Consider the following 12305-nt stretch of genomic DNA (forward strand, 5'->3'; position numbering starts at 1 on the left):
TTACATATTGCATAACATTTCCAACTCTATCATAATAAGTGTATACATATTGATGGAGGGAAAGAGGATGAATAAAACAAAAGATCTAACGTTCGCTGAGTTTATGGGACTTATTTTTATAATTATTGGGGTAATTGGTTTTATAACTATAATTACATCATTCGATCATTTGGAGTATAGCGAATTAAAAGATAGTGCATACTTACTTGATGAGGAAGAAGTGCAATTGGAAATGATGAAAGATGATCTCATGTCAACGTGGGTAGTTGGTATTGGAACATTATTAATCAATGTAGCAATAGGTGTTGTGCTAATGACAATGGGCAAGATTGTTAGGCTGTTGCAAGAAATAAGAGGTCCATTGCAAACATCGGAGCCAGAACATAAAGAATCAAATGAATAAAAATAAATCACTAGTGTCGCATTAAAATATTCATATGCGATATAAAATACAGAATTTTCTTAAACACTTTGTTTCCATAAAAAAATCCTTTATAATGGTTGGCGGTAGTAACCTATCCAAATCCAATATAAAGGACAAACACCATGGATAAGTCTACACGAAAAACATCATTTAAACAATGGTTATCACCTATAAATCAAACATTATTTAATGAACAGGTGAAAAAGTATCAACTAAATCACTATACTAAAAAGCTACATATGGATTCATTTATGTCATTGCTTCTGTATGCTCAACTTCATGAAACGGAAAGCTTACGAGCGCTTAGCGATGCTGTTTTCTCGGATGAACTACAACAGGCTACAGAGTTAGATTCCATCAGTTTCTCACAATTAGGAAGAAGATTGAATCACGTTCCGACTGCTTTTTTCCAAACGATTTTTCTGGATTTAGTCTCTGATATCCATAAGAAAACAGATTTCCAAAATCGTAGAAGAATAACAACACCATTAAAAATCATTGATTCTAGTACATTACCACTTAATTTAACGAACCATAAATGGGCTAAATTTCGCAAAACAAAGTCAGGTGTCAAACTTCATTTACGACTCGTATTTATGGAAAAAGGCCTTTCTTATTCGGATCAAGCGGTCATCACAAATGCGATTGAGCACGACCGCGGACAATTAGAAGTTTTGGTTGATGACAAAGCATGCATGTACGTTTTTGATCGTGGTTACTTAGATTATGAACGTTTTGATCGTATGACAGATGAGGGTTATTTCTTTGTTTCTCGTCTGCGAAAGAACGCTGTAGTACGAGTATTTGAAACCTTTCCACTACAAGTAAATTCAAACGTAGTGTCAGATGAAATGGTTGTCATTGGAACCACACAAAATCGTTCAGAAAATGTATTTCGCAGATTGAAATTATTGGATACAAAAGGAAATGAACTTAGCTTGTTGACGAACCGATTTGACTTAGACGCTGATGAAATTGCTGAGATTTATAAATCAAGATGGGCAATTGAGCTTTTTTTCAAATGGATGAAGCAACATTTGAGTATCAAAAAATTTTACGGTTTTAGTGAACAAACAGTCCAAAATCAAGTGTATCTTGCGATGATCGTATATTGTCTGAATGTACTGGCTCAACTGAACACAAATAGTGAGCGAAGTTATTTACAAATTAGTCGTTATTTAAAGGAAGCGTTATGGAAACCATCCTATATTTGGATTCGAAAAATCAAAGGAAAGAGCGTTCCGTAAAGCTTTTAAAGAAACTGTTGCACTAGCCACTAGCTATAGTAAAAAAATGGATGTTTACTACCTTCACTTTGGTATTTTAACTTTTTTCATTTTATATCTAAGAATATAATCCGAATATTCATTTAACATTTATGCGACGCTAGTGACTAGTCTCGAAAAATATAAAAGCGAATTAAATGAAAACTTACATCGTTTTTCTCTATACGAGCAGAAAAAGCATGAAGTATATGCTGAATACTATTCTTTATTAATGTATGCACAATCAGAGGTAACGGAAAGAATAAGAAGCCGACCAGAATATCGTTTTATGACAGAAGCTCAGGTTAGAGAAAGCTTAGGTAATTTAGGCTTGTCTGATGAAGAAGTTAATATTGGTATAGGATATTGGAAAGAGGTGAAGAAAGGTGACCAAAAGCAATTCAATTCTTTTTTAGAAAGAATTGACTATAACTTTGCGGATAGTAAAAATAATCAAGCTAATAATTATTTATTATTAAACGAATTGTATTTTTCAGAAACAGTATTAAGCAAGGCGAAAGGTTTGCAAAAGTCAATATTTGAAATACTAGTTTACAAAGATCCTTCCTTAAAACATAGTAGCATTGGTGAAGAAATCAAAGAAGGAAGGTTAGTTATACAGAAGGCTAGAGATAAAATTGAAAAAGGAGTTCCTGAGTTAAAAGAAATGATGAAAAAAGAGTTGAAAGAGGGTTAAATATTAAAGCATCTTAAACGAGGTGCTTTTTTAATACCAAAAAACAGGAGGTACATGATGGTAGACATGATTATTAATATGGCAAAAACAACAACGGCAGTCGCATCTGTCGTTTTTGCATTTTTATATGGAGGTTGGACAGTGTCGCTAATAGCTTTAGTAGTATTTGTCGTATTGGACTATATAACAGGTATAGCAGCTAGTGCTTATGAGGGTAAGTTATCAAGCAGGGTAGGATTTTGGGGTATTGGAAAAAAGGTATTTATCTTTGCCATGGTTGCCACAGCACATGTTATTGATCTATTGCTGATTGATGCAACGGATATTGATGCTTTTGTCATGACGGCCACGATTTACTTTTACATTGTAAATGAGTTGGTCTCAATCCTTGAAAATGCAGGTAGATTAAGCTTGCCTATTCCAAGCCCAATACGTAAGGCAATTAATATTTTTCAAGGTAGATTTAAGGATTACGATGATGATCAGTTAAAAGAGAAAAACATTGATTAAGGCGCTCATTCGTGGGTGCCTTTTTTATATAAAAATAAAGGAGAGATCAATATGGTTAAAAAAGTAGCATGGGGAGCTGGACATGGAATAAATACACCGGGTAAAAGGAGTCCGGAAGGCGAAAGAGAGTGGTCATTCAATGACGTTGTGGTCACAGAAGGAATAGCATATTTAGAAAACAATTATGATGATGTTGAGGTTTTACGTCTTGATGACCCAACAGGCAAACGTGACGTACCATTGCAAGAGCGTACAAATAAAGCAAATGCTTACGATGCTGATGTTTACGTTTCTACGCATCATAATGCCAATACAGGTAAATGGGGTTCTTGGACGGGCACAGAAACGTATACGTATTTAGGCAACCATCCAAGCACTGAGCAACTTGCCAGTAAAGTGCATAAACGTATCGTTAACGCTTATGGTTTAAGAGATAGAGGATTGAAAAAGGCTGACTTTCATGTGCTTCGTGAAACAAAAATGGACGCCATTTTAACAGAAGGGGGCTACATGGATTCAATTATTGACATTAAGAAGTTACGTGATGACGAAGTATTGAAAAAAGCTGGACGGGCTATAGCTGATGGTATTGCTGATTTTCTTAATTTAGAGCTTAAAAAAGGTGGCTCTAAACCAAGTAAACCAGCACCTGAGCCTAAACCATCTAAAAAATATAAAAGTGTTGTTGATTATATGAAAGATCATAAGATGGATGCTAGTTTTAACAACCGTAAAAGATTAGCTGAAAAGTACGGCATTAAAAATTATCGTGGTACAGCTAGCCAAAACGTTACGTTGTTAAATAAATTGCAGGGTCGATTTGTTAAATCTACCGCATCCAGCAAGCCAAAACCAAAATCTTTTAAAGTAGGACAAACAGTAACTGTCAAAAAATCAGCAAGCAGTTTGCGACAGGGGAGTCGATTGCAAGCTTTGTTAAGGGTAATAGCTATAAGGTTAAACAGGTTAAATCGGATCGTGTACTGCTCGATGGTATTATGTCTTGGGTGCGTAAAAAAGACGTGTATTGATATTAAAAATCTTCTCTTGGCTGGAAATATGTAAAAGGAACTGGCAACCACTATGTTAGTTCCTTTTTTGATTAATCTTATGTAAATTTTCGTAGTGAATTTCGGGGGAAATAGAGGTTTTTACACATATTTGTCAAATATTGTTATATAGAACCAAATATTAAAAAAAGAAGGGAATGTAATAATTGAAGAAACGGTTTTTGATAATCATCTCATTTTTAGTTTTTGGAATCTTAGTTTTTTCTGCCCCAAAAGTAGATGCATCAACGGAACGTCTCACTATTCCACATCGATTTAATACTTATGAGTCGCCATCATTTCTTTCAGTAAAAGTTAGTACCTTCGGAGCGCAAACTGTTACAGTATATGAAAAGAAAGGGAATTATTGGTATTTAATAAAAACTAAATATGGAAAAAAATGGACTTACTATAATCCAAACTTAAAAGATAGAAAAATTAATACTAGGTTTATAGGATATGAAAAACCATCTTTTGAATCAAAACGGGTTACTGGGTTTAAACCAACTACTGTTAAAGTAATTGGAAAATATAGTGATCATTGGTATCTAATCGAATCAACAAATCATGGGAATGTTTGGGTCTACCATGATCCAGATTGGAAAATTACCAAAAAAGATAGATTTTACACTTTTAACAGCGCTTCATTTAATGATGAGATGGTCTCGAGTTTTGCGCCACAGACAGTAAATGTCATTGGTAAAAGTGGAAATCATTGGTATGCTATTCATACTCAAAATTTTGGAGAAGTATGGATGTATCATGACCCAAATTGGAAGAAAAGTTTTAAAAACAGGTTTCAAACTTTTGACAAGCCGAACTTCTACTCAAAAAGAGTAACTAGTTTTGCGCCGCAAACTGTTAAAGTGCTTAATAGGGTAGGGGATTGGTATCAAATAAAGACATCTAAATTTGGAAAGGTATGGGTGTACGGTGAATCTAATTGGACATACAAAATGAAGGATAGATTAACTGGTTATAAATCGTATTCATTCAACTCCAAAAAAGTTTCTAGCTTTGCCCCTCAAACAGTAAATGTTTTAAACAGAGTAGGGGACTGGTATGAAATAAAGACAGGAAAGTTTGGTAATGTTTGGATTAATCCCAAAGAAGTTGATTTAAAACCTGATTGGGCTATTCCGTTAAATAGTAAAAGCTATATTGTTACTTCAAAATATGGTTATAGATCAAGCGGATTTCATCATGGTATAGATTTAGCTCAGAATGGTACTGTAAAAGTATTAGCTGCAGCTGATGGTACAGTGTCTCGATCAGATAGGTCGCCAAGTTACGGCGAAGTTGTTTTTATTAGGCATAGCGTAGGAGGAAAAACTTACGAAACTGTTTATGCTCATATGAGAAGTGGATCTAGACAGGTATCAGTAGGAACTAAAGTAAGGCAAGGTCAATTTATTGGTTATATGGGAAGTACTGGAGATAGTAATGGACAGCATTTACATTTTGAAGTTCATCAACCTCGATGGAATGGTTCTAAAAGTTACTCCATAAACCCAGAGAAGTTTATTGATTTTTAGATTAGATTTTCAGCCCTCACTCCGAGGGCTTTTTCTTTTCTAACAAAACCACCTCCTGTAACAATAATCGAAATAAGTTACGGGGAGGTGGCATTTTTTTATTTTCCATAAACAATTCCATATATTTCATGCTTTTAGTATAATGCAACTGAAGGGGTTACATTGAAATGATTACCAATGGGGATAGGAGGAGATGTTCATTAAGGCGCTTTATGTAAGCGACCTTCATAGCTATATTGACAAAACCATATCGCAGCTAGAACAAATACATACACAAGTAAAAAACATCCAGAAAAGCATAGAGGGTATTATAGCTTTGGAGGATGCGTTTAAAGGGAAAACGGCTAACTCTATTCGAACCTTCTATCAAGAGGTACACATGCCATTTCTGTTGTTCCTAGAAGGTTTTATTACGAATTACTCCGATACTTTACAGGAAATGAAAAAGTCGGTTCAAGACATGGAACCAAACAAAGATGGGGTTATTCGCGAGGATTTTCTTTCTCAAGATGTGCAACGAAGTTTTGAACGAATGGAACAGATTACTATGGCGTTAACGGATGAGGCAAATGCCGTTCTTCACTCGGTCAAAGATATTGTTAACGTTCCGAATATAGACGATGGCGAGTTTCTTGATAAAGTACAACATGCAAAAAAGCTGAACCGTCAGACGATAGAGAAGCTCCACGCTTTTGACCGCCACAATACAGCTAAGCTAGACCCCATAGAACAAGATATTCGCATGATGAAGAATTATATTAGTCAAATCCGTGAGTTAGGAAACAATGGGAAGATACGTATTGGCAGCTACCAAGCAAGGCAACTAGATGATCAAAAGTTTCACAAAGAACTTGTAGCTGGTATTGAGAATAAGGCTGTTAGAAACGCAATTGGGCTTGAGGCGGTTCTTGGCGAAGCAGGTAAGCTTCTACTCTCTAGGTATACCCGATTTGCAGCTATTCCGATTCAGTATTTACAGAAACATTTTGGATTAAAAACCATGGATTATAGTTATCGGGCTATGCATGCAGCTGTAGCAGCATCAGGTGACCGTTTAACTACAGGAGAATTTTCTACCATTGAACACCAAGTAATTTCCGCAGTAGAGGTCTCGGACTATAAAAAAGTGAGACAGGGAACTTACTATACATTGGTGGATGGTAGAATCGTAAGAAAATATCAATCCGAATCTGGAAGTGTAGAATATGAATTAGTGGATACGATTCCTGCCGATCGACACAAGCCAAAAGAGCCGGAAAAGAGCTGGGTGGAAAAAGCTACTGAAGGGATTGTCAAAGCAGGTTTACACGTAGGATTAGCAGGATATAAGACCGGAAAAGCTGGCTTAAAACTTTCCAAAGAGGCTTTAGATTTCGTTGTGTTGGATGATGTGAATACGGTTCTTGATTCAGAAGCCTCTGTGGGGGAAAGAATATGGGCGGGAGCTTCTATTCTTCCAGTGGGAAAACCTTTAAAACTGATTAAAGCTGGCGGAGTTATTAAATTTGCGGATAAAGGTAAGCATACAGCGAAGAAGGTTAAGGATCTAGATAATGCTTTTGTAAACAAAAACAATAATTTATATAGAGGGGATAGTTTACTTTACTCTCCAACAAGACAAAACGGGATTAAAAAGCCTCACATCACAAATACCGGAAATTTGGTTCCAGCTAATAAGGATGGTCTATATAAAGAAAGGCAAGTTACTGTTACAGAGCATATACTCGGAGGCTATAGAAGAGGCGCTAAGTCTAATAGCCCTTATACTAGCTTTACCAATAACAAAAATGTAGTTGGCAATTATGGTGGAAGCACTGTTGAATTAGATATTTCTGCCCTAAGAAAAAATATAAGATCAGGAAATGTAAAAGATGTAGCTATACTATCACCAAAACAAATTGAAAAGTTAATAGAAAGAGATAATTATACGTCTGATTTTTGGAAGAGAAGAGCTGTAAACTGGACGAAAAGGGATAAAGAATATTTAATTAAAGGTGAAATTCCTGGTCAGTTTATTAAGGTTTCGTCAAAGGAGTGAAAAATTTTGAAACTATATTTTTCAAACGAATGCTTAGGGGAAATTAAAAACGTAAATGCTGAGGGTATGTGGGCAAATGGAAATATAATACCCAATAAGAATATTGAAAAATTCAAGGCTTTTTTTGCCGCAATTGTTGATGAAGAAAATGAGTTAGTAGAAGCAAATTTTAATAAAGAATGGTTAGATGATAATAATTGGTATATAATAGATAACCAAAAAGAAAAAAAAGGAATAGTTATACCGGCGGTTTATCCAGATGGGGATATTTACTGGAGATGGAGATAAAACTTCAAGCCTTCAACCATTTAAGGAAGCACCTACTTATTCTGTAGGTGCTTTTCGTTATGTCTTTAAATGCAAAAGGAGATCCGATTGCTGATTTATATGAGGATATTGCAGCGGAAGAGAAAGCAAGGGCGACATACCAATGGATTATTGATATGTCTGATGATCCCGATTTAAATGATAGTTTGAAGTTTTTACGGGAAAGAGAAGTTGTTCACTCGCAACGTTTCAGAGAAGCTGTAGAAATATTAAAGGAAGATAGGGATGCGAAGAAATTTTTTTAAAATAAAACAGTTTGAGTAAATAATATCTATGGTTCGAAAAGTTTATCAAGTTAACTGTGAAGGGTAAATATGAGGGGACGTTAGGTTGGGAAGAGAGAAAAAATTATAAATTTTAGGATGGAGATTTGGAAAATTCCACCCTAAGTGAATTTACTTTTGGTGCACGAGAATTTGAGAATTTGATATAATGGATACCGGATACAAAACCGGACTATTTAGAGGAAAACGTATTGAGGATGTTAGAAGAAATGAATCAAGGTCAGAAAGCTTTTCAAAAAGAGATAAATAATCGTTTTGATGGTGTAAATAAACGATTTGATAATATTGAAATAAATTTAGCAGAAGTTAAAAAAACAACGGATATAATTAAAAATGAAGTAGGTTCACTTAGAAATGATATGACAGTGCTTAAAACAAATGCTACAGAAATTGAGAGGGAACAAGCATATCAATTCTCAAAGTGGGGCGAACATGACAGGCACATTGATAAGTTGGAAAGAAGGGTAATATCTTAAGGAAACAGTAGGTGAAGAATATTATTTTTAAATTTGGATTAACGAGTAGACAAAAAATGTCTGCTCTTTTTTTATTTGAGGAATTGGACAAATTTACGATTGCATAGATTGGATTTAAGGAGGGAGTTGCATGGAAGACAGGCAAGAAAATGTAGTTGAAAGTCAATTAGAAAAATATAGAGAGGGAAAAGAACTTACAGCAGAATATGTAGTAGAGGGGGTTGGAGCGGCTAAAGTTTATCGGATGTTAGATTTGGAAGCATTAGTAAAAAGGTTATTACAGATGAAATACATTAATTGTTGATATTAATATAATTTTTCCTAAAACTCTTTTAAGTAAGGAACTTTTTTTATTTATGTGGCTTTAAAACAAAGTCTCGTGCAGAACAATGACGATTGTGGAACAAGAAATAAAAAAGCGATACATGTTAATCATGTCTAATATGTATCGCTCTTTATTTTTTTATGACTTTTTACGATTTACGTCTTGATAATTTAAAGAGGTGGGGAACAGGCACAAAAGACACTTAGTATCTTTTGCGAAGGGGAATAATTTGCCCTCTAATTTCCCCACCAGGATTTTGTTCGGTATGAGCATTTACATACGTCAATTCTTTTCGCATTAGTATTAGTAAGTCATTGACATTTTTTACACCTCTGTCATTAGGAACGATGTCCTTATCTGTAATAACTCCCGTAACTACACCTCGGCGAGTGGTTATTCCATTTTGATCTTCTAAAGTCGCTAGATCAGCCCCAAAAAGGAAGACGAGAACGGGTCCATTTTCATTGCGAGCTCCAAAATGAATATGCGCTTGAATGAAATTTCTAATATTGTTGACTTCTAGCTCAAATTTAATTTTTGTACAATCCTTATTAGCCAAAAATTTAGCTACTCCAAAAGCCTCTGTCCTTACTGGAGGTACTTCGTTTGCCCCTCTTAACTTAGCAATAAATTTCTCCATAAATTTCACCTCCTTAATATACGGTATGTAAATCGAAATAGCTTTGTATAGGTAAGAGGATTAAGGGCTAAAAATAGGAAAATGATAGAGACCTGTTGAGCTTCGAGAAACATATAGGGAATAATTATTTTTAGGCTTTTGGGCATATCTAAAAAATGATATTCCAGATGAAGAAGTTAATTATTTTTAATATCATAAATTTTGAACACATATTTATTATTAAAAGGCTAAAAATAACAATGGCATAGATTGTGGCAAGACATTTAAAGAACTAGGAGGTGAATTTATGGAGTTTTTTGGTGGCCAAGAATCGCTGAATGCCATACAATGGAGCTTAAGAGCAATTATTGGTTTCTTCTTTTTAGTAATCGTAGCTAAACTAATGGGACAGAGATCTATTTCACAGTTAAGATTTCTGGACTTTGTAATGGCAATACTAATAGGTAATATTATTGCCCACCCTTTGTCAGATGAGCAGTTAGGGTTAAAAGGTTCTATGATTACCATGAGTGTGCTGGTGATTTTATACCTAACGGTAGTATTTTTGAGCTTAAGGTGGGATTCACTAAGGAAAATATTTGATCCTCCTCCCATACCACTTATAGAATATGGGAAAATTAATTACAAAAATTTAAATAAAGCTAGAATATCAGTTGATATTCTTTTATCTGAACTGCGAAAAGAAAAAACTGAAGATATTCAAAAGGTAGCGCTAGCATTATGGGAACCTGGAGGAACCATATCCATATTCTTATATCCTCAACACAAGCCTATTACTCATTCTAATTTCAATTCAACCTTAAAACCTTTTGATTTTCCTAAAATCATTATTAAAGAACAAAAGATTGATTACAATGTGTTAAACCAACTCGGAATAGAGGAACAATGGTTATTAAATAAGATAAAAACTACATATAACGTAAATTTAAGCGATATACTACTTGCCACTATTGAAAATAATGAAGATCTTAAAATATATTTGTATAATTAAATTCGCAACAGGGTCTGATTTGTTTACCTTTTTATAGTGATAGGTAAGCTTTTGAAGTTATCACCTGCTTTTCCCCACTTTATGAGTTTTCCAGTCATACGGCGTTCCAACTAATCCAATTCATTCAGTATTTTATTGTGTATGCAAGATGAGCAGTGCCCTTTTATATTGACGATAAACATTTAAAGTCTATAATATTCTGAAATAGACCTTTTCGAGGGGGTGGGCAAAAACACCCCAGTATGATTTTGATCAAACTTTATTCTAAAGCTATTGCAATTTATTAATGTTTTATAAATTAACAAAAGATGCAACTCCTGAACAATTAAAGCAAGCAGGTATTGGAGAGCACTTCGTGGATCACGACAGGGCGTTGTTTTATCATGTAAAAGAATTACAGTACCACCCTAAACCTAAACGCCCCGACCCTGTCTATGCGAAGAAACTACAAGAAATTTGGCGAACAGTTTGGTGAGATATCTGATGCAATATTTATTTCAAGGATGGAGTGGTAAGGGGAAACGGGAAGTACAAAGGAATTATTAATGGTCCTAAGAAAATTTTTTCCTTTTAAATATCCCATAAAGTTGGGTACCCTACTTTTGGTGGAATACTCACTAACATATGCGCATGATCAGGCATAAGATGACCTTCTATGATCTCCACTCCTACACAGTGTTCGTAATATTTCTCCTATGCCTCTCCGATAGTGATTATAAATTATTTTACGTCTATACCTTGGAGTGAACACAATATGGTATTTACATAACCATTTTGTGTGTGCCAAACTATTCGCTTTTTTAGCCAATTTACTCACTTTCCTTTCTATAGTTTAGAGGCTTGAAAAATCTCTATTATAGAAGAAAGTGAGTGTTTTGTTTGGTATAACCATTGGTTTCCCACCCGCATAGCAGGTGGTTTTCTGTTTCGCACCTGTCGCGAGCTCAACGGACTAAAGTCATAATTAAAAAGCCTGTTTTAGCAGGCTTATAATGATATTATTGTTTTTTAATTTCTCCTTTTGATACTACTAAATATTGCCCTTCTGAAACATTAACAGAATAGCGACCGTTAAAAATATTGTTGTCTACAATTTCGTTATTACCAACAGGCCCAGACATTATGGCAGCATATCCTTCTCCTATGCTCTCAATCACGTATTGCCCTGGCTCTATGTCGGCGCCAACTTTATACCACGCAGAACCTGTAAAATCTTCAACATCATTCATTATTTCGTATAACTCTTTGGCTCCGCTTACTCCTAAATTTTTAAGCGCATCTACGCTAACTAAAGCGCCCATCGTTTCAATGTTTCCCTTATCATGCACGTACACATAACCAAAACTTTCAAAGTTTTCATTGTCTATAATGTTACCGGCTTGATCTTCTTCCGAGTAGTATTGACCGCTGCCCTCAAAAGTAATAAAAGCATACTCTCCTTTTGGTATATCGCCTTGTATGTATGATCCAGTATCAATGGCTTTACCTTCGTCAATTAAACCTGTTAGTTTTGTAAACATTTCTTCTTGTGGAGTTAGTACTGGCTCAGGTTCTTCGGCTATTTCTTCGGTTTCATCTTCCGTATTTTCGTCAGTACTTGATTCTTGTTCTTCAGTTGCAGTTTCAGATTCAGCGCTTTTTGTTTTTTCTTCTTCGCCACAAGCTACTAATGCAATGGATAGCAAACACAGCAATAATAGCATAAATAGTTTCTTCATATTTATAAACATTCCTTTCGCTACGC

The 12305-nt window shown here is 34.9% G+C and carries 13 protein-coding genes and 4 pseudogenes; 14 read left to right on the forward strand and 3 right to left on the reverse strand.

Annotation, left to right across the window (positions count from 1 at the left end; all coding sequences use genetic code 11):
* Positions 1–67 precede the first annotated feature (67 nt).
* From BKP57_RS20930 to BKP57_RS22370, 11 genes and pseudogenes are all read left to right on the forward strand, one after another.
* Positions 68–403 carry a hypothetical protein gene (locus BKP57_RS20930; RefSeq protein WP_072742297.1) on the forward strand — a complete coding sequence of 112 codons (336 nt, stop codon included), beginning with the start codon at positions 68–70 and terminating at the stop codon, positions 401–403.
* 143 nt (positions 404–546) lie between these two features.
* A complete protein-coding gene (locus BKP57_RS20935; RefSeq protein ID WP_072742298.1) occupies positions 547–1671 on the forward strand; it encodes an IS4 family transposase in 1125 nt (374 codons plus the stop codon).
* Between the two features lie 250 nt (positions 1672–1921).
* On the forward strand, positions 1922–2386 hold the full coding sequence (locus BKP57_RS20940; RefSeq protein ID WP_156875393.1) for a hypothetical protein: 465 nt from the start codon (positions 1922–1924) through the stop codon (positions 2384–2386).
* A gap of 54 nt (positions 2387–2440) precedes the next feature.
* The gene (locus tag BKP57_RS20945) at positions 2441–2896 is read left to right on the forward strand and encodes a phage holin family protein (protein ID WP_232231261.1); all 456 of its coding nucleotides are present in this window, start codon (positions 2441–2443) and stop codon (positions 2894–2896) included.
* Positions 2897–2947: 51 nt separating this feature from the next.
* Positions 2948–3961 carry an N-acetylmuramoyl-L-alanine amidase gene (locus BKP57_RS23015; protein ID WP_072742300.1) on the forward strand — a complete coding sequence of 338 codons (1014 nt, stop codon included), beginning with the start codon at positions 2948–2950 and terminating at the stop codon, positions 3959–3961.
* A 151-nt stretch (positions 3962–4112) separates the two neighbouring features.
* Positions 4113–5480 (forward strand): peptidoglycan DD-metalloendopeptidase family protein, encoded by a 1368-nt coding sequence (locus BKP57_RS23020; protein WP_072742301.1) that lies wholly within the window; start codon positions 4113–4115, stop codon positions 5478–5480.
* 193 nt (positions 5481–5673) lie between these two features.
* Entirely contained in the window at positions 5674–7518 is a 1845-nt protein-coding gene (locus BKP57_RS21810) for a ribonuclease YeeF family protein (protein WP_083547337.1), read from the forward strand.
* 6 nt (positions 7519–7524) lie between these two features.
* Positions 7525–7806: a hypothetical protein gene (locus BKP57_RS20970; protein ID WP_072742302.1), complete on the forward strand. Its 282-nt coding sequence runs from the start codon at positions 7525–7527 to the stop codon at positions 7804–7806.
* A gap of 65 nt (positions 7807–7871) precedes the next feature.
* A pseudogene (locus BKP57_RS20975) lies at positions 7872–8090 on the forward strand (manganese catalase family protein); the annotation flags it as partial.
* Positions 8091–8338: 248 nt separating this feature from the next.
* Positions 8339–8605, forward strand: coding sequence for a hypothetical protein (locus BKP57_RS20980; protein WP_072742303.1), 267 nt, complete (start codon positions 8339–8341; stop codon positions 8603–8605).
* 130 nt (positions 8606–8735) lie between these two features.
* A complete protein-coding gene (locus tag BKP57_RS22370) occupies positions 8736–8909 on the forward strand; it encodes a hypothetical protein (protein ID WP_156875394.1) in 174 nt (57 codons plus the stop codon).
* A 223-nt stretch (positions 8910–9132) separates the two neighbouring features.
* On the opposite strand, the gene BKP57_RS20985 is transcribed toward BKP57_RS22370, so the two are convergent.
* On the reverse strand, positions 9133–9570 hold the full coding sequence (locus BKP57_RS20985; RefSeq protein WP_072742304.1) for a CHRD domain-containing protein: 438 nt from the start codon (positions 9568–9570) through the stop codon (positions 9133–9135).
* Positions 9571–9856: 286 nt separating this feature from the next.
* Here BKP57_RS20985 and BKP57_RS20990 point away from each other — a divergent pair, with 286 nt between their 5' ends.
* The 3 genes and pseudogenes from BKP57_RS20990 to BKP57_RS22605 form a co-directional block, all read left to right on the forward strand.
* Positions 9857–10561 carry a DUF421 domain-containing protein gene (locus BKP57_RS20990; RefSeq protein WP_072742305.1) on the forward strand — a complete coding sequence of 235 codons (705 nt, stop codon included), beginning with the start codon at positions 9857–9859 and terminating at the stop codon, positions 10559–10561.
* Between the two features lie 286 nt (positions 10562–10847).
* Positions 10848–10946 (forward strand): annotated as a pseudogene (locus BKP57_RS22600) (spore coat protein CotJC); the annotation flags it as partial.
* A pseudogene (locus BKP57_RS22605) lies at positions 10935–11105 on the forward strand (manganese catalase family protein); the annotation flags it as partial. The pseudogenes BKP57_RS22600 and BKP57_RS22605, both read left to right, overlap by 12 nt.
* A 9-nt stretch (positions 11106–11114) precedes the next feature.
* Here BKP57_RS22605 and tnpA read toward each other — a convergent pair.
* A pseudogene (gene tnpA / locus BKP57_RS21000) lies at positions 11115–11369 on the reverse strand (IS200/IS605 family transposase); the annotation flags it as partial.
* Positions 11370–11559: 190 nt separating this feature from the next.
* Positions 11560–12279 carry an Rv1352/Rv1906c domain-containing protein gene (locus BKP57_RS21005; protein ID WP_072742306.1) on the reverse strand — a complete coding sequence of 240 codons (720 nt, stop codon included), beginning with the start codon at positions 12277–12279 and terminating at the stop codon, positions 11560–11562.
* Positions 12280–12305: the final 26 nt, after the last annotated feature.

Origin of the sequence: Virgibacillus sp. 6R (assembly GCF_001895305.1) — a bacterium.
GTDB classification, from domain to species: Bacteria; Bacillota; Bacilli; order Bacillales; family Amphibacillaceae; genus Virgibacillus; species Virgibacillus pantothenticus.